This is a genomic window from Agrobacterium vaccinii (assembly GCF_021310995.1).
GTDB lineage: Bacteria > Pseudomonadota > Alphaproteobacteria > Rhizobiales > Rhizobiaceae > Agrobacterium > Agrobacterium vaccinii.
In genome coordinates, this window is sequence record NZ_CP054151.1 from 505,632 (window position 1) to 532,500 (window position 26,869).

General features: G+C 56.4%; 20 protein-coding genes, 1 tRNA gene and 2 rRNA genes (1 of these 23 running past the window's edge). 16 read left to right on the plus strand and 7 right to left on the minus strand.

Going from position 1 to position 26,869, the window contains the following annotated elements; all coding sequences use genetic code 11:
• Positions 1 to 24: 24 nt before the first annotated feature.
• The 12 genes from HRR99_RS17440 to HRR99_RS17495 all read left to right on the plus strand — a co-directional run bounded on the left by HRR99_RS17440 (position 25) and on the right by HRR99_RS17495 (position 14,211).
• On the plus strand, positions 25 to 1,806 hold the full coding sequence (locus HRR99_RS17440) for an IucA/IucC family protein (protein WP_233124025.1): 1,782 nt from the start codon (positions 25 to 27) through the stop codon (positions 1,804 to 1,806).
• The gene (locus HRR99_RS17445) at positions 1,790 to 3,517 is read left to right on the plus strand and encodes an IucA/IucC family protein (protein ID WP_233124026.1); all 1,728 of its coding nucleotides are present in this window, start codon (positions 1,790 to 1,792) and stop codon (positions 3,515 to 3,517) included. The genes HRR99_RS17440 and HRR99_RS17445 overlap by 17 nt, the downstream gene beginning before the upstream one ends.
• Positions 3,514 to 4,788, plus strand: a complete 1,275-nt coding sequence (locus HRR99_RS17450; RefSeq protein WP_233124028.1) for an AMP-binding protein — start codon at positions 3,514 to 3,516, stop codon at positions 4,786 to 4,788. The genes HRR99_RS17445 and HRR99_RS17450 overlap by 4 nt, the downstream gene beginning before the upstream one ends.
• The gene (locus tag HRR99_RS17455; protein WP_233124029.1) at positions 4,785 to 6,095 is read left to right on the plus strand and encodes a DUF6005 family protein; all 1,311 of its coding nucleotides are present in this window, start codon (positions 4,785 to 4,787) and stop codon (positions 6,093 to 6,095) included. The genes HRR99_RS17450 and HRR99_RS17455 overlap by 4 nt, the downstream gene beginning before the upstream one ends.
• A gap of 143 nt (positions 6,096 to 6,238) precedes the next feature.
• Positions 6,239 to 6,778, plus strand: coding sequence for an RNA polymerase sigma factor (locus HRR99_RS17460; RefSeq protein WP_233124031.1), 540 nt, complete (start codon positions 6,239 to 6,241; stop codon positions 6,776 to 6,778).
• 98 nt (positions 6,779 to 6,876) lie between these two features.
• Positions 6,877 to 7,857, plus strand: coding sequence for a FecR family protein (locus tag HRR99_RS17465; RefSeq protein ID WP_233124033.1), 981 nt, complete (start codon positions 6,877 to 6,879; stop codon positions 7,855 to 7,857).
• A 118-nt stretch (positions 7,858 to 7,975) separates the two neighbouring features.
• Positions 7,976 to 10,249: a TonB-dependent receptor gene (locus HRR99_RS17470; protein WP_233124035.1), complete on the plus strand. Its 2,274-nt coding sequence runs from the start codon at positions 7,976 to 7,978 to the stop codon at positions 10,247 to 10,249.
• A 58-nt stretch (positions 10,250 to 10,307) separates the two neighbouring features.
• Positions 10,308 to 10,634 carry a DUF2218 domain-containing protein gene (locus tag HRR99_RS17475; protein ID WP_233124037.1) on the plus strand — a complete coding sequence of 109 codons (327 nt, stop codon included), beginning with the start codon at positions 10,308 to 10,310 and terminating at the stop codon, positions 10,632 to 10,634.
• A 5-nt stretch (positions 10,635 to 10,639) separates the two neighbouring features.
• Positions 10,640 to 11,533, plus strand: a complete 894-nt coding sequence (locus HRR99_RS17480; protein ID WP_233124038.1) for a siderophore ABC transporter substrate-binding protein — start codon at positions 10,640 to 10,642, stop codon at positions 11,531 to 11,533.
• Complete coding sequence (locus HRR99_RS17485) at positions 11,530 to 12,504, plus strand: ABC transporter permease (protein WP_233124040.1); 975 nt, start codon at positions 11,530 to 11,532, stop codon at positions 12,502 to 12,504. Before HRR99_RS17480 ends, HRR99_RS17485 begins: the two co-directional genes overlap by 4 nt.
• Positions 12,497 to 13,438 (plus strand): iron chelate uptake ABC transporter family permease subunit, encoded by a 942-nt coding sequence (locus HRR99_RS17490; protein ID WP_233124042.1) that lies wholly within the window; start codon positions 12,497 to 12,499, stop codon positions 13,436 to 13,438. The genes HRR99_RS17485 and HRR99_RS17490 overlap by 8 nt, the downstream gene beginning before the upstream one ends.
• Complete coding sequence (locus HRR99_RS17495) at positions 13,435 to 14,211, plus strand: iron ABC transporter ATP-binding protein (RefSeq protein ID WP_233124044.1); 777 nt, start codon at positions 13,435 to 13,437, stop codon at positions 14,209 to 14,211. Before HRR99_RS17490 ends, HRR99_RS17495 begins: the two co-directional genes overlap by 4 nt.
• Positions 14,212 to 14,246: 35 nt before the next feature.
• Here HRR99_RS17495 and HRR99_RS17500 read toward each other — a convergent pair whose 3' ends face one another.
• Both HRR99_RS17500 and HRR99_RS17505 read right to left on the minus strand, forming a co-directional pair.
• Complete coding sequence (locus tag HRR99_RS17500; RefSeq protein WP_233124045.1) at positions 14,247 to 15,047, minus strand: formate/nitrite transporter family protein; 801 nt, start codon at positions 15,045 to 15,047, stop codon at positions 14,247 to 14,249.
• On the minus strand, positions 15,044 to 17,347 hold the full coding sequence (locus HRR99_RS17505; protein WP_233124047.1) for an FdhF/YdeP family oxidoreductase: 2,304 nt from the start codon (positions 17,345 to 17,347) through the stop codon (positions 15,044 to 15,046). Before HRR99_RS17505 ends, HRR99_RS17500 begins: the two co-directional genes overlap by 4 nt.
• 327 nt (positions 17,348 to 17,674) lie before the next feature.
• On the opposite strand from HRR99_RS17505, the gene HRR99_RS17510 reads away from it, so the two are divergent.
• Entirely contained in the window at positions 17,675 to 18,412 is a 738-nt protein-coding gene (locus HRR99_RS17510; protein WP_233124049.1) for a cytochrome c oxidase assembly protein, read from the plus strand.
• Between the two features lie 5 nt (positions 18,413 to 18,417).
• Positions 18,418 to 18,915, plus strand: coding sequence for a CopD family protein (locus HRR99_RS17515; protein ID WP_233124051.1), 498 nt, complete (start codon positions 18,418 to 18,420; stop codon positions 18,913 to 18,915).
• Here HRR99_RS17515 and HRR99_RS17520 read toward each other — a convergent pair.
• Positions 18,893 to 19,390, minus strand: a complete 498-nt coding sequence (locus HRR99_RS17520) for a DUF2231 domain-containing protein (protein ID WP_233124052.1) — start codon at positions 19,388 to 19,390, stop codon at positions 18,893 to 18,895. The two genes, HRR99_RS17515 and HRR99_RS17520, sit on opposite strands and share 23 nt — an antisense overlap.
• 81 nt (positions 19,391 to 19,471) lie before the next feature.
• On the opposite strand from HRR99_RS17520, the gene coxB reads away from it, so the two are divergent.
• Both coxB and ctaD read left to right on the plus strand, forming a co-directional pair.
• Positions 19,472 to 20,113, plus strand: a complete 642-nt coding sequence (gene coxB, locus HRR99_RS17525; protein WP_277877919.1) for a cytochrome c oxidase subunit II — start codon at positions 19,472 to 19,474, stop codon at positions 20,111 to 20,113.
• Positions 20,113 to 22,617: a cytochrome c oxidase subunit I gene (gene ctaD / locus HRR99_RS17530; RefSeq protein ID WP_233124955.1), complete on the plus strand. Its 2,505-nt coding sequence runs from the start codon at positions 20,113 to 20,115 to the stop codon at positions 22,615 to 22,617. The genes coxB and ctaD overlap by 1 nt, the downstream gene beginning before the upstream one ends.
• Positions 22,618 to 23,143: 526 nt before the next feature.
• Here ctaD and HRR99_RS17535 read toward each other — a convergent pair.
• The 4 genes from HRR99_RS17535 to HRR99_RS17550 form a co-directional block, all read right to left on the minus strand.
• The gene (locus tag HRR99_RS17535; protein WP_233124056.1) at positions 23,144 to 23,281 is read right to left on the minus strand and encodes a hypothetical protein; all 138 of its coding nucleotides are present in this window, start codon (positions 23,279 to 23,281) and stop codon (positions 23,144 to 23,146) included.
• A gap of 73 nt (positions 23,282 to 23,354) precedes the next feature.
• Positions 23,355 to 23,431, minus strand: a tRNA-Met gene (locus HRR99_RS17540).
• Between the two features lie 239 nt (positions 23,432 to 23,670).
• A 5S ribosomal RNA gene (gene rrf, locus HRR99_RS17545) occupies positions 23,671 to 23,785 on the minus strand.
• Between the two features lie 418 nt (positions 23,786 to 24,203).
• Positions 24,204 to 26,869 (minus strand): 23S ribosomal RNA (locus tag HRR99_RS17550) (it continues 228 nt past the right edge of the window).

Sequence of the window (26,869 nt, forward strand, 5' to 3'; positions counted from 1 at the left end):
ACCCCTCATCGCGTGCGAAGCATAATGTCTGTCGCCTGGAAGGCTGCCGAGACAGCCACGTTTCAGAGTTTCGCCAATTGCTACATGCGCGAGATCGATACCGGCAAAGCTGTTCGCCATAAGGTATTCGCAAGAGAAATCGACTGCATCGAATGGGTGCTGCATGGCAGCAGAATGTTTATCAGAGCCGAAGTGACCTCGGCATCACTCTGCGGCCCGCACCATTTTGGCCGCATATGGCAGCGCGCATTCTCAGAAACCGTTTGGCACCCTTGCGCGCCCATGCCTGCCTTGCAGGCATTGATGCGGGAGGCCTATCAGAGTGCGCCGGAAGGTAGCAATCGGAACGGCTGCGAGACAGAACTTCTGTTGCGCGTGATGGACAGCAACCAGCAGATCAACACCAATATCGAATATGCGCTGGCCGAACCCGACGAGCGTGATGATTTCATTGCTGCCGAACAATCACTCATATTCGGACACTGGCTGCACCCGACGCCGAAAAGTCGACAGGGCATGACCTTCTGGCAGCAGAAAACCTATGCGCCGGAATTCCATGGCCGTTTTCAGCTGCATTATTTTGCGGCACGAACGGATTTCGTGACGCATGCGTCGGCGACCGACCAGTCTGCCGACCGTATCGTCGCCCAACTCGCCGGTTCTAGCGCCCGCAACTTCGGTATTCGCGGCAATGAAACACTCCTGCCAATGCACCCCTTGCAGGCGCAGGCACTGCTACTTGATCCCGACATCAGCGCGATGATGGCAGAAGGCGCCCTTCGAAGCCTTGGTCCTGCGGGGCCACATTTCACGGCAACGTCGTCGGTGCGCACGGTCTGGAGCGAAGACGCCGACTGGATGCTGAAGTTTTCGCTGCCTGTGCGCATCACCAATTCGGTGCGCATCAACGGGCGTGACGAGCTGGATGCGGGCGTCGCCATGGCAAAGCTGGTCGACCGGTTCGATCTTGCACGAGAGATGCCATCGTTCCGCATCATCCGGGACCCCGCCTTCATCACGCTTGATATTCCTGGCCGCAAAGAAAGCGGGTTCGAGACGATTTTCCGGGAAAACCCGTTTAGGGCAAAGAGTGGGACGGGTATCGTCACGCTCGCATCGCTGACGGCGGAACCAATTCCGGGCCAACTGTCGCGGCTGGAACGGCTCGTCAGGCAGGTAAATGCTGGGGAGAGCGGCAATATCGAAGCAACCGCATCGCTCTGGTTTCGCCAATATCTCGATTGCGCTGTCACGCCATTGATCGAGCTTTATGAGAGGCATGGAATTGCGCTCGAGGCGCACCAACAAAACAGCCTTGTCGATATCGGCACGGGTTACCCAAGGCTGGGCTACTACCGCGACAATCAGGGTTTCTATCTCTCCGAAAGCCATAGGCCAGCAATCGCAAGCGCCGTGCCCGAAACAGAAACGATCAACTCCCTCTATTTCCCCGAAGCAGATATTCGTGACCGCTTTGCCTATTACCTGATCGTCAATCAGGTGTTTTCGGTCATCAGCCGCATGGCGCATGATGGGCTTGCCGATGAGACGGCCCTCCTGCGGATACTACGTGATCATCTGGAAACGCTTGCGCTTTCCATGCGCGGACTTGGCCGCGATTTCATCCGGCATATTCTGGATGAAGCCGATATCGGCACCAAAGCGAACCTTGCTACCCGACTGGCCGATGTGGACGAACTGAGTTCGATGGGGGACCACTCGCTCTACCGAAAGATGCCCAACCCGCTGAGCCTGCCCACGATCACAGATACCAACACGGTGAGGCCGCATGCCATTGCCTCTTGAAATTCAGTCCGCGCCGCAGGATCGTGTCATCAGACAATTGGTGGCCGCGATGCTGTTCGAAGGTCTCGTTTCCTTTCGGATCGAACCGCCGGACTATCTGACGTGGACGTCTGATGGACGCGATTATCGCTGCCGCGCGACGTTCGGCACATTTGGCCGTACGCGTATTCAACCGCATTCCATCGAGACGAAAGATTCAGATGGCAATTGGGTAGCAGCCTCACTTGCCGCGATTGTCGTGGGCCTACCCGGAAGCGAGACGACCCACAATAAGCTGTTGAGAGAACTCGAGCATACAGTCACGCTTTGCCAGTGGAACGAGGATAATATTCTACCGCGCGAACGGCGGGACATGGCATTCGCGCATCTGGATGGTGCATTACACGAAGGCCACCCCTATCATCCATGCTTCAAGGCACGGTACGGTTTTGCGACCGCAGACAACCAACTCTATGGTCCTGAAGCGGCAAAACCGTTCCAGCTTTTCTGGGCGTTGCATGCGCGCGAAACCATAAGGCAGGCGCTTGACCGCGACGAGACGAGCTTCTGGAAAAGCGAACTCGGCGAGGAGGTCTGGGGCCAGATAGATGACGCGCGCGCTGCGAAAAATCGTAGCTGGGAAAAGTTTGCGCTGGTGCCAATGCATCCGTGGCAATGGCAGCGTTTGAAAGACGGTGCAGGCTCCGACTTGATCGCCAGCGGCAAATTGCATGGCCTCGGACAGTTCGGCGACAATTATCTCGCCAGCCAGTCGCTACGCAGTTTGCACAATATCGATCGCCCTCTGGCCGCAAGCATCAAACTGCCGCTTGACGTCGTCAACACATCCTCCCGGCGTATTCTCGATCCGCATTCGGTTTGCATCGCCCCAGTGCTGTCGCGGTGGATCGCCGGTATGGTGGATGAAGACGCCGCGTTTCGCGACCGTTACCCGCTGACCATTCTTCAGGAATATGCTGCTGTGCTGGCGGAGCACGAAGGCGAACTGTCCGGTCAGATCGGTGCCATCTGGCGCGAAAGTGCGCTCAAAGATTTACAGCCCGGAGAGGACGTCATTCCCTTCAACGCGCTGATGATGCTGGAATCGGATCAAAAGCCGTTCGTTCATCCATGGATCGAGCAGTTCGGTCTCATGCCTTGGCTGAACCGTTTGCTGGAAATCTCCGTCCTGCCCGTCTGGCATCTTTTCGTGCATCACGGCCTTGCCGTCGAAGCCCATGGTCAAAACATGTTGCTCGTGCATCGAAATGGCTGGCCGGTGCGACTGGTGCTTCGTGATTTTCACGAGAGCGTCGAGTTCTGCCCGTCCTTCCTGCGCGCCCCCGCCAAAACGCCAGACTTTCAGTCACTCGATGCGCGTTATCGCAACGCCGCCCCCAATCAATACTACTGGATGGACAATCTCGATTCCCTACGTGAACTGGTGGCAGACACCCTGTTTGTCTACAATCTCGCAGAAATCGCCCATCTCCTCGATCATGCTTACCAACTGCCCGAAGCAAGCTTCTGGCAGCGCGTCGAAGCAATCATCGAAACCTATGCGGCAAGCCACGAAGCGAGCCAGCGGATGGCAGCGCTCGGTTACGATGCGCCGACCATCCAGACAGAATCTCTTCTCACCCGCAAACTGCTCGCCCGCGAGCCGGAATACCATCACGACGTGCCGAACTTCTTTGCGAAGGCCACGGCCGAACGGAGAACGATGCGATGATCAGGATTGGCGAAACGTTTTACGACAAAGCCTATTTCGAAAAGCGCTCAGCAGAGCTGACCGCTTTGACGGGACTTGCGCAGTCCGCCCGTTTCGCGGTGTGCTTTGCAGATGCAGTCGACTGGCTGGCGTTTTTCTTCGCCATCCGGCAAGCCGGTGCCAGCGTTCTACCGATCCACCCCGGCACGCCCTATGCGGCGGCGCGCAAGCTCGCCGTGCAGGCAGGGTGCGACCGGCTGTTCTATAACAGTTTGACGGGCGAAGCCTTGCCGGAAGCATCCGTAACGGGCGGCGAAGGCGAATTGCTGCAAATGAGTTCCGGCACGACCGGCGCGCCAAAGCTGATTGCCCGCACATGGCAGAATATCGAAACGGAAATCGCGAGCTACGTGCAGGCATTCACAGCCTCCGCTGATATGACGCCCATCGCCGCCTGCCCGACGACGCATTCATATGGACTGATCTGCGGCCTTCTGGTGGGGCTTCATCGTGGCGTCACGCCTGTGGTCGTGGATACCGGCAATCCGAAATATCTTTTGAAAGTCATGCGCGAGACCGAGCGGCCCGTGCTCTATTCCTCGCCTGCCATCCTGCATATGCTGGCCCAACTTCTGCCTGCTGGCGAAAGATTGCACGCCGCCATGACCTCGGGCACGCTGTTGCCGGAACCTTGGTTCGCGCGCATTCGTGAAAAATGCGACAATCTCTTCCAGCAATATGGTTGCTCGGAAGCCGGTTGTGTCGCCATCAACCCTGATCTAACCGCCGCGCACGATATGGGCTACGTTCTGCCACACGTTACTGCGGACACAGGCAGCGATCTCGAGGCGGCAGCCGATATCGTCATCCGCAAGGCCGACGGTCAACAAATCCACACGCGCGACCTTGGATATGTCAGAGCTGATGGCATGCTGGTCTTCGTGTCGCGCATGGATGACATGATCAATGTCGCTGGCCTCAATGTCTATCCCAAGGATGTCGAAGACGCTGTCACCGCCATGCCCGGCATTACCGACGCCGTCGCATTTCGCAAGAGCGACCGCTTTGCAGGCGAGCGCGTGGCCCTTCTTTTTAGCGCCGAAAATCCGGTGTCATCAAGCGCGCTACGGGAATGGTTGAGCAAGCAGTTGGCCACCCACCAATTGCCGTCCGAAATGATCCAGGTCAGCGACATTCCCCGCCAGGCCAACGGTAAGATCAGCCGCCGTGATGTTGCCGAACGCCATGCCGCTGGCGCCTTTCTTCCAGTCCCAACCGGAGTGGCTTCATGACCCGCGACGACATTTTTTCCGCCATCGAAACCACTCTCACTACCCATATGGACCATCCCCATATGGCCGGGTTTGCGCCGGATGCACGATTGAACGAGGATCTGTATCTCGACTCCGTCCTCATCCTGCAGATTTTTCTGAACCTCGAACTCGAATTCAATCTCGCCATGCCGGAAGACGCCATCGCCAGTCAGGATGTTGAGACGGTCGATGATCTGGTCGGCCTCTATCTGCCAAGGGCACCGGCACTGCCGATCCCAAGCTTTCCGATGACCGGCGGCGATACGGACGAAGGCGTGCATGGCGAGGCCTATTATGACATCAAGGTTCATTGCTTCGTCAGTTGTGTTTGCGATGGGCTGAAGAAGCGCGGACTTGACCAGCGACCGTTCTATTGTGGCATCTGGGACGCGAAGTTCGTGGTCAGCGACAAGTATCAACTGCGGTATCACGCGAGCGACATCAGCCAGGAGTTTTACCGTGCATGGTTCGAGCGCCTCTATGGCGTTCGAGTGCACGAATGGTACGACCCGGCGCTGAGCAAGGCGGACAATCTGGCTGTGATGACCGATCTCGTGCGTGAGCGCGGAGAAACCGAATGCGTGATGGTGATGCTGGACATGTTCCACATGCCGGAGCGCGAGAACAAGTTCAACCAGAACCCGTTTCCTCATTATCTGATGCTGCAAGAGACGGATGATCCCGAGACCTGGTTCGTGCATGACCCCGACTATCGCTGGGAAGGGGTTATGGCGCGCGACAAGGTCATTCACGCCATCATGCAGCCGACTGTCGGCGGTGGTTACGCCTTCGATATTGCGCAAGCGCGCGCTCCCCACCCGGAAGACCTCAAGGCCTATTTCGAAAGCTGCTTCGTTTTCGAGCGAAATCCGATCGTCGACGCAATGCGGACAATCGTTGCGGCCCATCTGGAAGGCAAGCAAGGCTTGTCGCTACGCGACCTGGGGCCCGCAGTGCGCGAGCTGCCGATTCTGACCATCCGCAAATATGCCTATGAGCACGGCTTTGCCTTTTTCTGGCGTGCCCTGAAATTGCCGGCAGCGGAATTCGAGCGGTTGTGCGAGGACATTGAAGCGTTGGTTCAATCGCTGAAGAACCTTCACTATGTCTGCATGAAGCTTTCACAGACAAACGACCCGGCACAGGCGGCAGCGGTCTTTGCGCAACTGGACGAAGCAGACCGTATCGAAACCAAACTCAAGGACAGGCTCGGCACCGTGTTTGCGCAATGGTGCGACGAACATTGTGCATCGCCGGAGATCAATCTGCGCAGGCTGGCCGTGTAAACCGCCTCTTCTCCACAGTCGCTGCCACAAACATTCAAATATGACTTTATTGATCATGTTTTTGCTGTTAGAGAGTTGCACGCAAGCGCCTCCATGGGCGCAAGGAATTTATTCCGTCAATCGACCGCCTATCGGAAGACAGCGTGCAAGAAAGACAAGCGAAGCAGCACCTGGATGTCAGCCTTGATGCAGATACCCTTTTCATGGGGCATCGCACGGCTTTGATCAGCTATTCTGCCCGGATTCTCGGTTCCCGGGATGCCGCCGAAGACATCGTGCAGGAAGCCTATCTTCGCTTCGGATTCGGCAACTCGCCGACACAAACGGCGCGGGAGGGGTTGGCCTATCTCTACCGGATCGTCCGCAATCTCTCGCTCGACATCGTCAAGCGTCGTAAGATCGAACAGCGTGCGCAAAACGACGATCCGCCATTCTGGATCGTCCCGCGTGCTGCCGAAACGCCAGAGCAGACGACGATGTTCTGTGACGAAGTTCGTATTGCCCAGCAGGTGCTCGCATCGTTGCCTAGGGATATTCAGATCGCAGTTGAAATGCACCGGCACGGCGGCTGCACGTTGGAAGTCGTGGCGGAGCATCTGGGAATCTCCGTTGCGACAGCGCACCGGCACGTCAAAACCGCGATGGTAAAGATCGCCATCGCGCTCGACAGAAAAAATGCCTGATCTTCACGATCTCCACGAAAAATCTTCCTGCTTCAATCGTACTACTCTCGATAAGCAAACTCAGATAAGAGCTTGTCGAGATCCGAAACGGGTATGATGTGACGCGGCACGACCAGACAGATGAAGAACTGCTCGAAGAGGCGATGGACTGGTTCCTGCGCCTGCGCGACCCATCGCGCTCGGACATCGACGATCTCGCTTTCGCTGCGTGGATCGGGCGTTCGACACAACACGAACAGGCATGGGGCAAAGCCTGTCGCACCTGGGAGATAATGGGCGAAACACAGCCCATCAACATTCCAGCCTGGCAAAACCCAATTCAAAAACGCTCCGTCCGACGGGCACGCTTTGGCCGACGACATGCGATCGGTATCGGCATTGCCGCACTTGCGGCCTGTCTCGTCGCGGCAGTGGTTGGCCCAACTGTCGTGACCCGCTATGAGGCCGATTACACAACTGCAACCGCCGAAACCCGTCGCATTACGCTGGAGGACGGGTCCCGTGTGGACATGAGTGCTGCCAGTGCCATCGCTATAGATTTTTCCGGTACCGAACGAAAGGTTCGCCTGCTGTCTGGCGAGGCTTTCTTCGACGTCCAGCCGAACACAAGCCGACCGTTTACCGTCGATGCTGGCGGCGAGTTGAACATCACCGTTGTGGGCACGGCGTTTGACGTCAATGTCACACCGCAGGTCGCCAGCGTCCAGCTCGCCCATGGGGTCGTCGATCTTCGCTCCCTGCAAACCGGGCATTCAATGCAACTTCGCCCCGGCGATTCTGTCACACTTGATCGGGGCAACGGCGAGCTTTCACGGGCCAGAACGGATATCGATGCTATTGCCGCCTGGCGGGATGGAAAGCTGTTCGTACAGGATGTTGCGATCAAAACCGTGGTGGCAGAATTGCAGCGCTACCACCCGTCATGGATCAAGGTCGCAAGCAGCGATCTGGAAGAACGCCACGTCACTGGTCTCTATGATTTATCTGATCCTGACCGCGCTCTGGAAGCTCTTGTCAGCCCATACGGCGCAAAGGTGCATCACGTATCGCCCTATCTCCGCGTACTCTCATTCTTCTAATATTTAAAAATTTCACGATTTTTTCGCTGAGCGATGAAAAATCCCGGCACCACGGTCGTCTCTAAGCTGAATGCAGGCAGGGGGCTTGCAATGTTGGCGTATGGGGAGACTGGGCGGAATGGCGCTTCAGGTAAATGTGGAACGGTCGCGAAAGTCGAACCGGGGGACGGTTTTGGCGCTCAGGCTGATGGCATCGGCGGCAGTGGGCATCACGATGCTGGGACAGGCACCGATAGCAATGGCGCAGACCGCTCAGCGCAGCTTCAACATTCCGGCGCAGCCGCTGGCATCGGCGCTGAATGCCTTCGGGCGACAGTCCGGTCTGCAGGTTTCGCTTGCCGCGTCCACATCGCAGGGTATCACCTCCCGTGCCGTTTCCGGTAACTTGTCCGCGCAGGCCGCACTAGGGCAACTGCTGGAAGGCACCGGAATTCCCTATAGCATTTCCAACGGCACGGCGGTGATCGGTCGCTCAGTACCCGCGCCCGTCGCGTCCGGTGACGGAAACAGCACGGTCCTTGAAACCATCGTGTTACAAGGACAATCCGTCGGTCAGGGCGATGTCGGCGAGACCGTCATCGGAGCAGACGAGCTGGAAAGGATCAACCCCAGCGACATCGCAGACGTCTTCCGCGAACAGGCTGGCGTGCAGGTCGGCAGTTCGCTGCCCATGTCGCAAAAGGTCTATGTCCACGGCGTCGAAGAAACCAATCTTGCGGTGAGTATCGATGGCGCCCGCCAGAACAACAAGGTCTTTCACCACAACGCCACCAACCTGATCGACCCGTCGATCCTGAAGGCCGTCGACGTCGATTCAGGTATCGCTCCTGCCGATGCCGGTCCTGGCGCGCTTGCTGGCGCGATCAACTACGAGACCAAAGATGCAAAAGACCTGCTGACCGATGGCCAGACATTCGGCGGGTTTGTGACCTCGACCTATAATTTCAACAGCGAAACAGTTGTAACCGGCCTGTCGGCCTATGGCTTGAAGGACGGGCTGGATTACCTCGGCTATTTCACCTTCGGCAAAGGCAATGATTTCCACGGCGGCAATGGTGACGTTGTGGACGGGACCACAACGAACCTGTTGAGCGGGCTGGGCAAAGTCGGCTACGAATTCGATAGCGGCGACCGTTTTGAAATAAGCCATGATCGACTGGTGGACGATGCGCCGCGTCCTTACCGTGCAAATGCGGGATTTGTGGTGGCGCGCCCTTGGGAACCACGAATCCGCGATTACCGGCTGGAGCGGCAAAATACCGTCTTCACATACACCGACGAAACTCCCGAAGGCTGGTGGGATCCAAAGGTCATGCTGGCCTATGGCTCGACTGAGGTGACCTTACCCATCTACGGACCCACAGGCCGTCTCTATGATGACAGTGGCAAGACCTCGACGTTCAACGGCAAGTTCGAAAACAAATTCTCATTCGATATCGGTAGTGTAGTCGCTGGCATTGACTTTTATAACGACCGGGCCACGTTGAATGATCCTACCGATGGCAGTCGTGAAAAAGCGCAGAATCTGGGTATTTACGCGCAAGCGCGTCTCGAGCCATGGGAGCGCACTCGCCTGTCCTTCGGCGCGAGAGGGGACCGGCAATGGTTTACAGGTACCAATGACTCGGAATTCGACAACGCTGGTCTCAGTGTCAATATATCAGGCGAATATGACCTCACGGATATCTTAACCGCCAAAGCCGGGTTCTCCCATGTCTGGGCCGGGGTGCCACTGGCGGAAAATTTCATCATGAATCCGAACTGGAATTATGGCAGCCAAGGACCAGCGCCTGTCAAGGCTGACAATTACATGATCGGTCTGGATGCTGAATATAACGGCTTCACCGCCGACGTCAGCCTGTTCCGCACCGATATCGATAACGCCCGTGTTCCGCTCTACAATCTCGCCACCGCAGGTGCCTTGAACCGCCGCAATCTCACATCCAAGGGCTTTGAAGTCGGTGCCGGTTACGAATGGACGAGTTCCTACATCAAGGTCAAATACGCCCATATCGACGTGGACGTAAACGGTTCGCCAGCGGACTCCGACAGTGGTAATTACCTGGCTTCACCCGTTGGCGACATCATCACCATCACCGCTGCCCATACATTCGATCAGTGGAATCTGACAGTCGGCGGCGATATCGAAATTGCGCCGGAATATGACCACGTGGCTGCGGACAAAGCGCCTTACAAAGCCTATGAAGTCGTCAATGTCTTCACCGAATGGAAGCCGGAGCAATTGCAGAATTTCACGTTCCGCGCAGAGGTGAAAAATCTCTTCGACGAGAGCTATTCCGACCGCGCTACCTATGGACAGGAATTCGGCAACGTGACACCCCTTTTCGAACCGGGCCGCAGTTTCCTGATCACGGCCAAGGCGACGTTCTGATCACATCAAGAAAGAGCGCTCAGCGGCATGGCCCGCTGGCGCGTGACGGGAGAAGACGATGATGGAAACAACGGCAGCGCTGCGCACCGAACATGCGGCGAAATATATCGCACAGCTGTGCAAGCACTTTGCCCACAAGGTCGATGTTTCGCATTCGGAAGGCCATGGTGAATGCCGTTTTACCTGCGGCACCGCCATTATGGATGCGGATAGCGATGAACTGACGATCCGCTGCACGGCTTCTGACGAAGACCAATTGAAAGAAACGCAGCACGTGATCGAAAGCCATCTTTTGCGCTTTGCCTTTCGGGAAGAGTTGCAGCCGTTGCAATGGTCGCCATCTTCGGCAACAGCCAAACCCGACACGTTGCAAACCGAGACGTGACATCCATGAGGTTATACCGACTTTTCATTCTTGTAAGCCTGCTTGCGACCGCCGCGCATAGCGCCGAGATAACGACAGCACGCGGCATGGTGGATATACCGAAGCAGCCGGAACGTATCGCGGTCTTCGATCTCGCCGCTCTCGACACCCTCGACCGCCTGGGTATCAAGCCCGCTGGCGTGCCCCAGAAGCTTTATCTTCCACAACTGGAACACCTCAAATCCGAAGCGGAAGCAGTTGGCGATATTTTCGAACCTGATCTGGAGGCGCTCAGCGCGCTTGGTCCTGATCTCATCGTGTTGGGCGGACGGTCTTCACCGAAACTCGACTCCACCGCCCGCGTCGCACTCAGCATCGACATGACCATGGATGGCGACGATCTGGTGGAGCAGGCGAAAGTGCGGCTCATCGATTACGGCACCTTGTTTGGCAAACAGGCCGAGGCGAAGGCAATCGCGGCGGAACTCGATGTGGAGATCGAGGCAACACGCAATGCAGTCGCCGGCAAGGGAAAAGTCCTGATCGTCATGACCAACGGCCCGAAAGTGACCGCCTACGGGGCCGGTTCACGCTTCGGCTGGGTTCATGCAACACTTGCCCTGCCACCGGCGGTCAGTACCATGCAGGCCGCTACACATGGTGAAGCGGTTTCCTTCGAGTTCATTCACAAGGCAAACCCAGACTGGCTGCTGGTGGTGGACCGCGCAGCCGCGATCGGTTCTGGTGAACAGGGCGCGCGCGCCACGCTCGACAATGAGCTGGTGGCCAGCACGACTGCTTGGAAAAAAGGCCAGGTCGTTTACCTGCCCGCCGCAGATTTCTACATCGCGGCTGGCGGCATTCAGGCCACGCAGCGGGTGCTGTCCACCATCAGAGAGGCCTTTTCCGCCGCACAATGATCGCTTCAGCACAACGGCATCCGAAACGACTGTCTGGACTGGCGGGCTTAGTGCTCGCCTTTTTGTGTGTCGCCAGCCTCGGCGTCGGCGCGGGCGATGTTTCCGTCAGCGGCCTTTGGACCTCATCCGATGGCGCGGAATTGCTGGCTGTCAGCCGCCTACCGAGAACATTGGCGGCAGTGCTGGCGGGTGCTGGCCTGGCGATTGCCGGGCTGATCATGCAAGCCATCGCCCGCAACCGCTTCGTTGAACCGGCGACTGCGGGTACCGCCCAGTCTGCTGAGCTTGGCATTCTGCTCGTCACGATCGTTTGGCCCGCGGCCACGTTAGGCTTCAAAACCGTAATTGCCAGCATTGCTGCACTTGCAGGAACCAGCCTGTTTCTGATGACCGCGCATCGTCTGCCACCCACCCAACCCTATCTCGTTCCCCTGTTCGGGCTGGTCTATGGCGGCGTGATCGGTGCAGCAGCCACTTTCATCGCCTGGCAGGCCGATCTCCTGCAATATCTCTCGGTGTGGAGCAATGGTGATTTTTCCGGTGTTCTGCGCGGACGTTATGAAATGCTCTGGATTGGTGCGCTGCTGGTGGCCGCAGCCTGGGCGACGGCAGACCGCATGACCATCATGACGCTGGGTCGCGAAACCAGCATCGGACTTGGCATCAATTACCAACGCATGCTGCAAATCGGGCTCGTCATCATCGCCATCATTTCAGCGGTCACGGTCGTTGTCATCGGCATCATCCCCTTCGTCGGTCTTGTCGTTCCCAACCTCGTTTCAAGGCTGATGGGCGACAATTTGCGCGCCACCTTGCCTGTCACAGCACTTTTTGGCGCCATCCTGACATTGGGTTGCGACATCATCGGACGGATCATTCGTTTCCCTTACGAAATTCCGGTCGGCACGGTGATGGGCGTCGTCGGCGCAATCCTCTTCCTGCTGCTCCTTCGTCGGCGCGCCGATGCTTAAGCGACCATTGTTCATTCTGGCGCTGGTGGCACTTGGCTGCATCATCTGTTTCATGACGATCGGCCTGCGCGGCAATCTTGCTTTCGTGCTTGGCCTACGCGCCGTCAAACTGGCCGCGCTAATCGAGGTTGGCATCGCCATCGCCATCTCAACCGTCGTCTTTCAAACCGTCACCGCGAACCGCATTCTGACGCCCTCCATCATGGGAATGGACGCGCTTTATGTTTTCGGACAAATCCTGCTCGTCTTCCTGTTCGGCAGTCTCGCCTATACGACACTGGATTCGCGCCTGAAATTTGCAGGCGAAATCATCCTTCTGATGGCGCTGACATGTGCTCTAGTCCTACCCATGCTGCGCGCGCGCTGGGACACGGGGCTGATGCTGCTCTGCGGTGTCGTCGTCGGTGTCCTGTTTCGCAGCCTTCACTCGCTTCTCGCCCGGCTAATCGATCCGAATGATTTCGCTATCGTGCAGGGCGGCAGTTTCGTCAATTTTAACGATGTAAAAACCGATCTTCTGGCCATCGCCTCGCTGCTGACCGCTGGGGCGCTGATCTGCATCTGGCGCGCGCGCCATAGCCTCGATATCGTGGCCCTTGGCAGGGACGCCGCAATCGGGCTGGGCATCGATTGGCCAAAAACCCAGATTGCCTGTCTTCTCATGGTCTCAGCGCTGGTGGCTGTCTCCACCGCACTGGTGGGTCCCGTCGCTTTTCTCGGACTGCTGTTCGTCGCACTTGCGGAGCAGATCGTTCAATCACGTCGCCATGCGGTGCTGATCCCGGCAGCAGCACTCGTTGCGATCATCGTGCTCGTTGGCGGGCAGACCTTGTTTCAGCATGGCCTCGGAAACAGTTCGACGCTCGGCGTGGTCATCGAATTTGCCGGTGGCATCGTCTTTCTCATCCTACTCTGGCGCGGGAGCCGCAGATGATCCGGATCGAACACGTCTCGCTGCATTACGGCGCAGCGCAAATTTTGAAAGATATTTCCGTGACGCTTCCCAAGGGCGGGATTACCGCCCTCATCGGCCCTAATGGTGCTGGGAAATCATCCCTTTTGGGTTTGATGGCGCGCCTTCAGCCGTTGCAGACAGGGTCGATCAGCGTGGACGATCTGCCCATAGGCTCAACGCCGACGCGGGACCTTGCTAAAAAACTCGCGATTTTGCGTCAGGATAATCAGGTCGCGAGCCGTCTGACGGTGAAGGAACTGGTCGGTTTCGGGCGCTTTCCGCACAATCGCGGCCACCAGTCTCAAGGCGACATAGATATGATCGAGGAGGCGCTAAGACTCTTCGATCTTTCCGATCTGTCAGGCCGTTTTCTCGAAACCCTTTCCGGCGGGCAGCGCCAGAGAGCGCTGGTCGCCATGTCGTTTTGCCAGGACACCGACTACCTGCTTCTGGACGAACCGCTCAACAATCTCGATATGTATTTTTCACAGGAGTTGATGCGATCCCTGCGCAAAATCGCAGACGAGGACGCCAAGACGATCGTCATCGTTCTCCATGACATCAATTATGCCAGCGGATTTGCGGACAGAATTATTGGAATGCGTAATGGTGAAATCGTCGCCGATGGCAGCCCTCGGGATATCATGACGTCGGAGACGCTACACTCGATCTATGGATTTCATATTCCGGTGACGGATATCGGACATCAGCGCATCGCCCTGCCTTTTCAGTTTTCGCAAAGCCCTAAATGAACATGCTGAATGCCTGAATGTCGGTCGGTTACAGTTCACTTCAAAGCGTTTTTATTGTTGAAAAGATAGCCATAGGTGACGCCGACCAAGCCACCTCCCACGATATTGCCGAGTGTGGCCGCCGAGATATTGCTCACGATCGACGAGATGGTGATTGAGGGTAAGCCGACCTGGTTTTGTTCAAGCAGATAGGCGTATGGCAGCAAATACATGTTCGCAACCGAATGCTCAAAGCCCGCCGCCACGAAAACCGTCACCGGCAGGAAAATTCCGGCGAGTTTTTCTGTGACGCTGTTGCCTGCAAATGCGAACCACACGCCAAGACAAACAAGAATATTGGCGATGATGCCGCTTGCGAGCACGGCGAAAAAGCCTTTTTCGACTTTCGTCGTTGCTAAGTCGATAGCGGCTGCACCGACAGCCCCATCATCAGCCTCGTGAAATCGTGCAGCGAAGACGATGACGGCGAGCAAAATCGAGCCAATGAAGTTCGCGACATAGGCGACCAGCAGAGCGCGAAATGCAACGACAGCAGACACTTTGCCGAACAGCACGGGCCCAGCAAAAAGGGTGTTACCGGTAAAGAGTTCGGCACCCGCGACAACCACGGCAGCCAAGCCCAGGGAAAAGACCAAACCAGCGAGGATCTGCGCCACGCCAAAGGGCATGGCGTCTGCGCCTGCCAGTGCGACGGTGGCAGCGACGCCACCCAAACCAATGTAAACGCCCGCTAATAGCCCGAGGATCGCGATAGTTTTCACTGGCTGCCCGGCCTTTGTCGCTAACGCTTCGAATGCGTTTTCCGTCAACTCTGCAGGCTTGGGAAACGCGCTCATGCCGGAGCAACCCTGACAGGAATGGACTTCGCCGCTGGTGTCTTGCTTTCCTCATCGTGCTGCCACAAGGGAATGAGCGAATTGCATTCGGGGAAATAGCCCGCGCAGCTGCCGGGCGGCAGATCGTAGTCGATGACCTGCATACCGCTCAGCACGCGCACGATACCGTCGTCAACGGCGGTGGTAATCGTGGCCAACCCATCCTTCGCGATCCCCAATCGGACACGATCGTCTGCATTCATCATCAGGATCATCCGGGATTTGTGGATGCCGCGCAGCCGGTCGTCATAGCCATAGACCGTAGTGTTGAACTGATCGTTGGACCGCAGGGTGATGAGGCTCAGCACGTTGCGATCCTCTCCCGTCGAGAATCCGGAACACAGCGCCTTCGGCAGTTTGAAGTTCGCCTTGCCGGTGTCTGTCTCCCATATGCGGTTTCTGGCCGGAACGGGGCGCGGGAAGCCACCGGGAATATCGAGGCGCTTGTTGAAATCCTTGAAGGGTTCAGGGTACGTGGCTTCGATGGCATCTCTGACACGGCTGTAATCGCCGACCCACTCATCCCACGGCACTTTTGGATTGGGCGTCAACGCGTGTTTTGCAATCTCAGCCACAATTCGGGGTTCCGACAGCAGGCTTTCGGCCGCGGGTTTGTATTTGCCGCGTGAGGCATGAATGCAGGTGGTGGAATCTTCGATGGTGACGATCTGCGGGCCAGTGGCTTGCTCGTCGATTTCCGTTCTGACCAGCGTGGGCAAAAGATAGGTCGTGGCGCCGGTGATCAGATGGCTTCGGTTGAGTTTGGTTGCGATTTGTACCGAGAGATCGAGCCCGCGCCATTTCTCTTCCATCAAGGTCCGCTCGGGAATGGCGCGTACGAAGTTGCCGCCCAGGCCGATGAAGGCCTTGATGCTGCCATCGATGATACCCTCGCAGGCCTCAACCGTGTTGACGCCATCCTTGCGCGGAGGCTCGAAACCATATTGTTCGCCCAGACGATCGAGCGGAACCAGTTTGGTTTTTTCGGATATGCCGACCGTTCTCTGGCCCTGTACATTGGAGTGACCGCGTACGGGACAGATGCCAGCGCCGGGTCTGCCGATATTGCCGCGCATGAGCAACAGGTTGATCAGCATCTGGACGTTGCTGATGCCATAACGATGCTGGGTCAGACCCATCCCATAGATGGCGATGACATTGCGTGCCTGAGAGTAGGTCCTTGCCGCTGCTTCGATGGAGGAGTGGCTGAGCCCGGACGTGGCAAGAATATCGGACCATGGCATGGTTCTGACGTAGTTTTCGAATTCGGCTAGACCGTGGGTGTGCTCCTCGATAAACGCGACATCGAGGACGCGCGGCCTTCCATCGGCAATGGCCTCGTCATCCCATTCGAACAGACACTTGGCCATGCCGACCATCGCTGCGATATCACCGCCAGCATTGACCTGATAATATTGCGTGGCAATATCGGTCGGCTTGTTGGTCAGCATCTGCCCGGGACTTTGGGGATTGACGAATTCGCGCCAGCCACGTTCTTTCAGCGGATTGAACACCACGACCGGTGCTCCGCGCTCGCGGACCTCCTGCAAGCTGTGCAACAGGCGGGGGGCGTTGGTGCCGACGTTCTGACCAAAGGAAAGAATGCAATCCGTATGCTGGTAATCTTCCAGCAGGATGGTGCCGACTGGGGTTCCAATGCTTTGCGGCAAGGCCACAGACGTCGTTTCATGACACATGTTGGAACTGTCTGGGAGATTGTTGTTACCATAGAGCCGCGCCAGCAATTGGTACATGTAGGAGGTCTCAAGCGATGCGCGACCTGATGCATAGAATACGACGGACTGCGGATCATAGCCTTTGAGTTTGAGGCAGATATCTGCAAATGCTTCGGCCCAACTCACTTCCTGATACCTGTCGGTCGCCGCATCATATCGCATGGGATGCGTCAAACGTCCCTCGTTTTCCAGATCGTAGTCGGCCCAATCAAGCAGTTCGGTGACGGTGTGTTTGGAAAAGAATTCGGGCGTGGTGCGCTTGGCCGTCAGGTCCCAGAATGTCGCCTTGGCACCGTTTTCACAAAACTCCGCCAGATGCGGTTTGCCCGGCTTGGCCCAGGCGCAACTGGTACAGGCATAACCGCCCTTTTTGTTGTGGTCTGTCATCAGACCCGGGGCGGTCCTGACGGCCTTTTGCGTCACGGCATTTTTGACAACGGATTTGATTGATCCCCAACCGCCTGTTGGCATGTTGTATGGCGCATATTTGACTTTTTTCACCGTTCCACCCTTGCTCTTATCCATGAATGCTGAACCGCACCCAAGCCCAGTTGTTCCAACGCGCAACGACGCATTCTCGCGATTGCGAGACGTGGAATTCGCCAGTTTCCGAAAACTCCAGAATGGCCTGATATCGGCGGACGCAGGACGCAACCGCGCATCATCTCCTGACCAGCCAATGGAAAAATCCTGACCAGCCAATGGAAAAACGTGCGTAAGAGTTCCCTAAAAAGCTACGCGGAGTTGTAACCAAAGGGTGATGGAAAATTTGTGGAACAGTTTGTTCTTATATGCGTTGCGAGTGATGTAACCAGAGTTTGCCCATACATCTTTCAATTAGGAAACAGCATATTGCCGAGCACGCTTGACCCCTATTGCGGCCCAGCTCCGACGCTCCAAAATGCACTATCCTCGTGGAATTTTGACCCTGTTCTCATCGCTTGTATCGCAGGCGTTGCAGTGGCGTTTCATTATGCCGCGCCGCTTCCGAGGGGATGGAAGACAGGCCTGCTGGTTTTCCTGTTGATTGCCGCATTTGTCTCGCCGCTTTGTGCCATGACCAGCGCCCTCTTTTCTGTAAGGTTGGCCCACCATATTCTCATCGGCTCGGTCATCGTGCCTTTTGTCGTCATGATCGGCTGGCCGACACAGCGGTGGCTCACGAAAATTCCGTTGGAAGCCATCTTCGTTGTGCACACCGCAATCTACTGGGTTTGGCATCTGCCCTTCGGTTATGCCTTTGCCCTGTCAGGCACCTGGCAATACTGGCTGATGCAGATCGCGCTCATCGTCGCATCCATTCTGCTGTGGCACGCTCTGCTCTCGCGCAATACGTCGGTGGTGGCCACCACCAGCCTGGCGCTCGGCACCATGGTGCAAATGGGCTTTCTCGGCGCCATCCTGACATTTGCACCTGTAACGCTTTTCGAAGCGCATTTCGCGACAACGCAGGCCTTTGGATTCACACCGCTTGCGGATCAGCAATTGGCCGGTGTGCTGATGTGGACGCTGGGCTTTGCGCCATATGCAATCGTTGTCCTGTGGTGCATGCGCACGCGCCTGCTTCATCCCCGTCCGGCAGAGCAGTGAGCGCGATGGTATTCATCAAATTCCTGCACATCATGGCCATTTCCGTTTGGGCCGCCGGGCTCGTCAGCCTGCCGGGGCTGTACGTGCAGCGGGCCCATATCGTGAGGGATGATGACCTTTTCCGGCTTCAGAAGATCGTCCGTTTTTCCTACGTGCGCGTCATCTCGCCTGCCGCATTCATCGCCATTGCCACCGGCACCGTCCTGATTTTTCTGCAGAACCCGTTCAGTGCATGGTTTTCCATGAAGCTGGCATTCGTCGGCATCATGGTCGTCATCCACGTCATGACCGGCCTCGTCATCATCCGCCTCTTCAACGATGGCGAGGTGTACCCGGTATGGCGCTTTGTTTCGGTCACCATCATCAGCGGGTTTGTGGTGGGAGCTATCTTTTTTCTGGTGCTGGCGCGACCGGACGCACCCTTTGCCCTGCCATCAGGATGGGCAGAGCCGGGCGCGCTCAAACAGCTTATCTCGCACATCAGTCCTTGGGAGATACCATGAGGCCGATGCCATGATCGAAGATCAGTTTGCCGCCGTGCCATCCAGCCAGTCCGGTGAGAACGGACGCCAGGAGCGAGAGACCCAGCCCGTGCGGAAGAACGTCGATGGTTTCGGTGACACGCCCGCCCCAGTTGGCACCTGCAACGGCAATCAACGACATGGCAGCAATGCCATGCGCCCAGCTGGCGACCCTCGCCCGAATGCCGGACACCAGCAACAATTCCGCTGTGCCAATCAGCCCCGCGGCAATGCCGCTGAAGAAGGCGCCGCCCGAAGCCCAGAGTGCCGCCCTCATCCAGAAATGATCACCGCTCCACCAGAACATGACATCCGCAGCCAAAGTGGCGATTACCAGCGCAATGGGGAAGTGCACCGTCATGGCGTGGAGGGGATGACCGGCAACCGCGACAGCGGAATTTGTAGTCTTTTCCTCCACCTTGGAAATCACTGGGTTCGGCTTGTCTGTTTCTGGCATCCACTGGCTCCTGTTTGGCTATCAACACGGCGATCCGCTTTCCGGTTCCGGGGTTTAGGTACGCTGTTCCTTGCCAGCGCCATGCTCTCTGGCTGTCAGGGAGACCTATCGACCCTCGATCCCGCCGGGCCCTCGACCGAGGCTTTTGCGAAGCTTTGGTGGGCGATGCTGGCAGGTTCTGCTGTGATCTTCGCGCTCGTCATAGGCCTGCTCTTCATGGTCCTGATGGCGCGAGGGCGTTTCAAATCCATCGATCCGAAGCGCTGGATCGTCCTGGGCGGCATCATCATGCCCATCCCCATCCTCATCGCTTTGTTGGGCTATGCCTTCTATCAGGGTGAGAAAATGTTCGGCGCAAACACGCCCCGCCCCGCGGTCACGATTGCGGCAACAGCCCGAATGTGGAGCTGGGAGTTCGCCTATCAGATCGATGGCAGACAGGTCACGTCCCGCGATGTTCTGCACATACCGGTCGGCCTGCCGGTGAAAATCGACACGACGAGCGTGGACGTCATCCATAGCTTCTGGGTGCCACGGCTTGGCGGCAAGATCGACTCCATTCCCGGCCAGATCAACACGATCACGGTGCTGGCAGATATCGAGGGCACCTTCGGGGGCATTTGTTCTGAGTATTGCGGGCAAGGCCATACCGCCATGACCTTCCGCGTCCAGACACACAGCCTGCCCGATTATGAAAACACCGTGAGGAATTTAGCCCCGTGATGGACCGATCCATACCCACGCAGAAGCTGTCTCCCATCGCCCTGCACAGGCAGCTCGATGCGATCTGGAATGCTGGTTCGGGCATCAAGCGTTTTGCCGCGGTCAATCACAACGTCATCGGCAAACGCTTCATGTTGACGGCGCTGGTGTTTTTCGCCATCGGTGGCTTCCTCGGCATGCTGATTCGCACGCAACTGGCGACTGCTACCAACGGGTTCATGGACGCAGCGCAATATGCGCAGGTCTTCACCATGCACGGGACCATCATGATGTTCCTGTTTGCCATCCCGTTTTTCGAAGGCCTGTCCATGTATCTGCTGCCGAAGATGCTGGGCGCGCGCGATCTGGCCTTTCCCAGATTATCCGCTTACGGATACTGGTGTTATCTCTTCGGCGGCTCGATGCTGATCTTCGCACTTGGCACCGGCATCGCGCCGGATGGCGGCTGGTTCATGTACACGCCGCTCTCATCATCAAAATACAGCCCCGGCATCAATGCCGATATCTGGCTGCTGGGCATCACCTTCGTGGAGATTTCCGCAATCAGCGCCGCCATCGAAATCGTGGTCACGATCATTCGCATGCGCGCGCCGGGAATGTCTCTGGTCAGAATGCCGATCTTCGCTTGGTACATGCTGGTGGTCGGCGGCATGATGCTCGTCGGATTTCCGCCTCTCATCCTCGGATCTATCCTGCTGGAAGCGGAACGTGCTTTCGACCTGCCATTCTTCGTTCCTGACCGAGGCGGCGATCCGCTGCTGTGGCAGCATCTGTTCTGGCTGTTCGGACACCCGGAGGTCTACATCATCTTTCTTCCCGCCGCGGGCGCCTTGTCCACCATCATTCCAGTGCTGGCGAGAACGACGCTGACCGGCTATGAGATCATCATCGCGGCCCTGATGGCCATGGCCTTTCTCTCATTCGGCCTGTGGGTGCATCACATGTACACCGTCGGCATTCCTCATGTCGCATTGTCGTTCTTCTCAGCCGCCAGCGCGCTCGTCGCCATACCCACATCGGTTCAGATTTTCGCCTGGCTTGCGACGCTTGCCCAGGGGCGCCCGCAATTGAACGTGCCGATGCTGCATATCATCGGCTTCTTCGTCGTCTTCGTCATGGGTGGCTTGACCGGCGTGATGCTGGCCATGGTGCCGTTCGACCAGCAGGCGCATGATACGCATTTCGTGGTGGCGCATCTGCATTATGTACTGGTGGGTGGTTTCCTGTTCCCCATGCTTGCAGGCCTCTATTACTGGATACCGCACATCAACGGACGCCAGCCCGTGCAGCATCTGTCGCATGCCGCCTTCTGGATGATCTTTATCGGGTTCAACCTGACGTTCTTCATGATGCATCTGACAGGCCTGCTTGGCATGCCGCGCAGAATCTATGCATACCCTGAGGGTTCGCCATGGGAATGGCTGAACCTGCTGTCGTCCTTCGGCAGTTTCATCATGGCCATGGGCTTCATGCTGGTCGCACTCGACATGGTGCTGATCTTCATTTTCGGAAAGCGGTTTAGGCGTAACCCTTGGAAAGCGGGAACGCTGGAATGGGCCATGCCCACACCTCCCCCATCCTACAGTTTCGCGTCGATCCCCCACATTTCAGAACGGGCCGACAATCTGCCGATCGATAAGCTGGGGGCCGAACTGGCAGCAGGCAGGGGCTATTTGGGTTTCTCACGCAATGGCTGGATGGAAACTCTGGGTGTCGATGCGATCTCCGGCGAACCCAATCAAATCATCATTCTGCCGAGACCGACCTATCTGCCGTTGTTCACGGCAATCACGACCGGCGGGGTCTTCGTCTCGCTTCTTCTCAAACTCTATCCCGTCGCGGTGATGTTCGGCCTGCTAACGCTTGGCCTTTTCCTGCTGTGGACCCGAAACCCGGATGCCAAGACGGATCGTGGTCTGCTCGACGCATCCAAAGACTGCCGCCTGCCGCTGCATTTCGAAAGCCGGGAGGCGCCGACTATTCTGGCAATGCGTCTGGTGCTGATCGCCAATGCCACGCTGTTTTCGTCTCTCCTGTTTGGAGGCTTGTTCCTCTGGGTTTCGAACCTCGATCCAAGGCCATTTACAGTTGTAACATCGACTTGGGGAGCGTCGTTCGTGATACTCTGTGCTCTCGTTGCAACATGCGTGGGCGCGTTAGCAGGCGTCAAAAGAGCCTCATGCAAACAGATGCTTATCGTTTCGATGGTTGCTTATGGCGCAGCGGCATCTCTGCTGCTGGTAGAATTACATGGGCGCTACGAGGCAGCTACGATACAGGCTCTCGATGCGGTCGAATTTGCTGTCTCCAGCTACTTGCTGCTGCACCTCGCCCTTGGCCTCGTATTTTCCGGCTTTTGCCTGTGGCGCACCCGCCACTACATTTCCGGGGCGCGTCAAAACGATCTCCAGATCGGCTCTCTGTGGCACCGCTACTGCCTCGCCATCGTCCTGATCGCGTGGCTATACCCGCATCTCCTGACAACACTGACGCCAGGAGGGTGAACCGATGCGATATCGGTTGATGCTGGTGATCCTGGGACCGTTCGTTATGTGGAGCATCTATTTCATCACGCTCTACGGCATTCAGGCCGTGGGATGCAGGGCGAATTGGGATACCGTTTTTCTGGCCGGCATTCCCGTCCTCCGACTGATCCTTGTCACTCTTCTCGTACTATCGGCAGTGGCATCGACGTCGATTTACATCGTAACAACAAAAGTTCATGCCGATCAGGTAATGAGACGGATCGGGAGCTACTGCGCAGCCGCTGGCCTCTTCTCAACGATCCTAATATTTCCGGGGGTCTTCTGGTTGCAATTGTGTTGACGGAGCCGAGCGATAAATGAGATGGCTAAACGTAGAAAGTCATTTTTAAATGAGCTTACTCTGGTAGTTACAACCGTCTCCGCCAACTCTCTGCGCATTTGAATTTAGACACCACTTGGTGACGATTTCGGTATAATCATCGCTCAGATGCCGCTCGAACTCTCAGTTTGAGGCGAGCCTCACACTTGGAGGCGTTGGAACTCTTCAGCCGCTCGTGCCACCGCCGACATCATGGCATCCATGGAGGTTCTCGACCTGATGGAGCAGCAGTTCCTTGCGGCAGCAGGCAACGATCTGATGGCGCGGATTGCGTCTGGCGAGATCGATACGGAGGCCAAACACAAAAAGCTCCTCAACCAGTATGGTGAGGAGCTTAAACGTAAATATTTGGAATGGTCGAATTTACAAGTTTCAGTGGTTGCGGGGGCAGGATTTGAACCTGCGGCCTTCAGGTTATGAGCCTGACGAGCTACCGGGCTGCTCCACCCCGCGTCCAGCGCATTCGGCTTTGCCGAATGTCGCGGCTACGTCATCGTTTTCGCGATGACGGACTGTGCCGGAGCAAATCCTATTGGATTTGTCTCCTGTAAGGGACGCACCATTATAGGGCGCGTCTTCTTCTTTTTTCCGGCTTCGCGCTTAAACGACGAAAGGCCGCTTGAGCGGCCCTTTGATCGGCTGGGCCGAAGGAGTGTGTTGAGAAGACTGTTTTGATGAGTTGCGTTTTGCAGACCTGGCAGCGACCTACTCTCCCGCGTCTTAAGACGGAGTACCATTGGCGCTGGGGCGTTTCACGGCCGTGTTCGGAATGGGAACGGGTGCAGCCGCCCCGCAATAACCACCAGGTCGGCAAAACGCAACATATGATCCATGCTTTGCATGGATCATATGATTGCCTTTTGATTGGTGTACCTTGTCCTGTTCGCTTTGCTCACAGGGGACACCAATTGGCCATACGGCACCCTCGAGATGAGGATGTGTTGGGCCAAAACAATCACAGATCCATGATTTCACATGGAAACTGTTGTTTCGAGAAGCTGGGAGCCTAGGCTCTTTGTCTTAATACACGTCTTTCTGTGACCTGTCCGTATGGTGCCTTGCTCGATGTTGGAGCATGCCACCCTACAGGACGTTAGTCCGTCGCCAATCCCGGGTTTTTTGCATTCGCAAAATACCCTAGATGGCGCGCCGTCCGCAGCGCCTTTGGCGCGTGAGGACAGAAGTTGATCTTCATCTTCGATGAAGATGAACATAATCAATGGGAACGAAGAAGTCGCTCGAGCTATTAGTAACGGTAAGCTTCATGCATTGCTGCACTTCCACACCCGTCCTATCAACGTGGTCGTCTTCCACGGCTCTGATAGGGAACACTCGTTTTCAGGTTGGTTTCCCGCTTAGATGCCTTCAGCGGTTATCCATTCCGTATATAGCTACTCTGCTATGCCCTTGGCAGGACAACAGATCCACCAGAGATACGTCCATCCCGGTCCTCTCGTACTAGGGACAGATCCTGTCAATATTCCTACACCCACGGCAGATAGGGACCGAACTGTCTCACGACGTTCTGAACCCAACTCACGTACCGCTTTAAATGGCGAACAGCCATACCCTTGGGACCTGCTCCAGCCCCAGGATGCGATGAGTCGACATCGAGGTGCCAAACAACCCCGTCGATATGGACTCTTGGGGGTCATCAGCCTGTTATCCCCGGCGTACCTTTTATCCGTTGAGCGATGGCCCTTCCACACGGGACCACCGGATCACTATGACCGACTTTCGTCTCTGCTCGACTTGTCAGTCTCGCAGTCAGGCTAGCTTATGCCATTGCACTCGACGACCGATTTCCGACCGGTCTGAGCTAACCATCGCGCGCCTCCGTTACTCTTTCGGAGGCGACCGCCCCAGTCAAACTACCCACCATACACTGTCCCGGATCCGGATAACGGACCGCGGTTAGACATCCACGAAGATAAGGGTGGTATTTCAAGGATGGCTCCACGAGAACTGGCGTCCCCGCTTCAAAGCCTACCACCTATCCTACACATGCCTTGGCGAATGCCAGTGTAAAGCTATAGTAAAGGTGCACGGGGTCTTTCCGTCTGACCGCAGGAACCCCGCATCTTCACGGGGAATTCAATTTCACTGAGTCTATGTTGGAGACAGCGGGGAAGTCGTTACGCCATTCGTGCAGGTCGGAACTTACCCGACAAGGAATTTCGCTACCTTAGGACCGTTATAGTTACGGCCGCCGTTTACTGGGGCTTCAGTTCAGAGCTTGCACCCCTCCCTTTAACCTTCCAGCACCGGGCAGGCGTCAGACCCTATACGTCGTATTGCTACTTCGCAGAGCCCTGTGTTTTTGATAAACAGTCGCTACCCCCTGGTCTGTGCCACCCCATCATACTTGCGTACCATGGGGTCACGCTTCTTCCGAAGTTACGCGTGCAATTTGCCGAGTTCCTTCAACATAGTTCTCTCAAGCGCCTTGGTATACTCTACCTGACCACCTGTGTCGGTTTCGGGTACGGTCTATACGGTGGAGCTATTTCCTGGAACCTCTTCGCCGCACATTCAATCCAATAAGAATGTACAACACACGAGATCCGTCACTACCACCAGGCCCACGAATATTAACGTGGTTCCCATCGACTACGCGTGTCCGCCTCGTCTTAGGGGCCGGCTAACCCTGCTCAGATTAACTTTAAGCAGGAACCCTTGGTCTTTCGGCGAGGGAGTCTCTCACTCCCTTTATCGTTACTCATGTCAACATTCGCACTTCCGATATCTCCAGCAGCCCTCACGGGTCCGCCTTCACAGACTTACGGAACGCTCCGCTACCACAAAACAGCCACTACGACTGTCTTATCCTCAGCTTCGGTGCATGGCTTTAGCCCCGTTACATTTTCGGCGCAAAGACCCTTATTTAGACCAGTGAGCTGTTACGCTTTCTTTAAATGATGGCTGCTTCTAAGCCAACATCCTGGTTGTTTTGGGATCCTCACATCCTTTCCCACTTAGCCATGACTTGGGGACCTTAGCTGGAGGTCAGGGTTGTTGCCCTCTTCACGACGGACGTTAGCACCCGCCGTGTGTCTGCCGATTAGTACTCCTCGGTATTCGGAGTTTGGTTAGGATCAGTAAGACGGTGAGTCCCCATAGCCCATCCAGTGCTCTACCCCCGAGGGTATTCGATCGACGCACTACCTAAATAGTTTTCGCGGAGAACCAGCTATTTCCGAGTTTGATTGGCCTTTCACCCCTAGCCACAAGTCATCCCAATCTATTGCAACAGATATGGGTTCGGCCCTCCAGTTGGTGTTACCCAACCTTCAGCCTGCTCATGGCTAGATCACTCGGTTTCGGGTCTAATGCAACAAACTAAACGCCCTATTCAGACTCGCTTTCGCTACGCCTACACCTACCGGCTTAAGCTTGCTTGCTACACTAAGTCGTTGACCCATTATACAAAAGGTACGCCGTCACTCTTTCGAGCTCCGACTGCTTGTAGGCATCCGGTTTCAGGTTCTATTTCACTCCCCTCGTCGGGGTGCTTTTCACCTTTCCCTCACGGTACTTGTTCGCTATCGGTCATGCACGAGTACTTAGGCTTGGAGAGTGGTCTCCCCATGTTCAGACAGGATTTCACGTGTCCCGCCCTACTCAAGGACAATGCCTGTTCTACGTCTACGGGGCTATCACCCGCTATGGCCACCTTTTCCAAAGTGTTCGACTTTATTCAGCATTGCCACTGGCCTGGTCCGCGTTCGCTCGCCACTACTTACGGAGTCTCGGTTGATGTCCTTTCCTTCAGGTACTTAGATGTTTCAGTTCCCTGAGTTCGCTTCTTACACCCTATGTATTCAGATGCAGATACCTTATTACAATGCTTGGAAACCTGTTCAGTTCTGTCCTCACGGCCAAAGGCCTGCG

Bases quoted from the DNA above. Each gene is read 5' to 3' on its own strand.
- HRR99_RS17495 (WP_233124044.1), top strand. From the start codon at position 13,435: ATGATCCGGATCGAACACGTCTCGCTGCATTACGGCGCAGCGCAAATT.
- HRR99_RS17520 (WP_233124052.1), bottom strand. From the start codon at position 19,390: ATGCCAGAAACAGACAAGCCGAACCCAGTGATTTCCAAGGTGGAGGAA.
- HRR99_RS17475 (WP_233124037.1), top strand. From the start codon at position 10,308: ATGATGGAAACAACGGCAGCGCTGCGCACCGAACATGCGGCGAAATAT.
- HRR99_RS17450 (WP_233124028.1), top strand. From the start codon at position 3,514: ATGATCAGGATTGGCGAAACGTTTTACGACAAAGCCTATTTCGAAAAG.
- HRR99_RS17440 (WP_233124025.1), top strand. From the start codon at position 25: ATGTCTGTCGCCTGGAAGGCTGCCGAGACAGCCACGTTTCAGAGTTTC.
- HRR99_RS17445 (WP_233124026.1), top strand. From the start codon at position 1,790: ATGCCATTGCCTCTTGAAATTCAGTCCGCGCCGCAGGATCGTGTCATC.
- ctaD (WP_233124955.1), top strand. From the start codon at position 20,113: ATGGACCGATCCATACCCACGCAGAAGCTGTCTCCCATCGCCCTGCAC.
- coxB (WP_277877919.1), top strand. From the start codon at position 19,472: ATGCTCTCTGGCTGTCAGGGAGACCTATCGACCCTCGATCCCGCCGGG.
- HRR99_RS17500 (WP_233124045.1), bottom strand. From the start codon at position 15,047: ATGAGCGCGTTTCCCAAGCCTGCAGAGTTGACGGAAAACGCATTCGAA.
- HRR99_RS17455 (WP_233124029.1), top strand. From the start codon at position 4,785: ATGACCCGCGACGACATTTTTTCCGCCATCGAAACCACTCTCACTACC.
- HRR99_RS17515 (WP_233124051.1), top strand. From the start codon at position 18,418: ATGGTATTCATCAAATTCCTGCACATCATGGCCATTTCCGTTTGGGCC.
- HRR99_RS17470 (WP_233124035.1), top strand. From the start codon at position 7,976: ATGGCGCTTCAGGTAAATGTGGAACGGTCGCGAAAGTCGAACCGGGGG.
- HRR99_RS17485 (WP_233124040.1), top strand. From the start codon at position 11,530: ATGATCGCTTCAGCACAACGGCATCCGAAACGACTGTCTGGACTGGCG.
- HRR99_RS17480 (WP_233124038.1), top strand. From the start codon at position 10,640: ATGAGGTTATACCGACTTTTCATTCTTGTAAGCCTGCTTGCGACCGCC.
- HRR99_RS17490 (WP_233124042.1), top strand. From the start codon at position 12,497: ATGCTTAAGCGACCATTGTTCATTCTGGCGCTGGTGGCACTTGGCTGC.
- HRR99_RS17505 (WP_233124047.1), bottom strand. From the start codon at position 17,347: ATGGATAAGAGCAAGGGTGGAACGGTGAAAAAAGTCAAATATGCGCCA.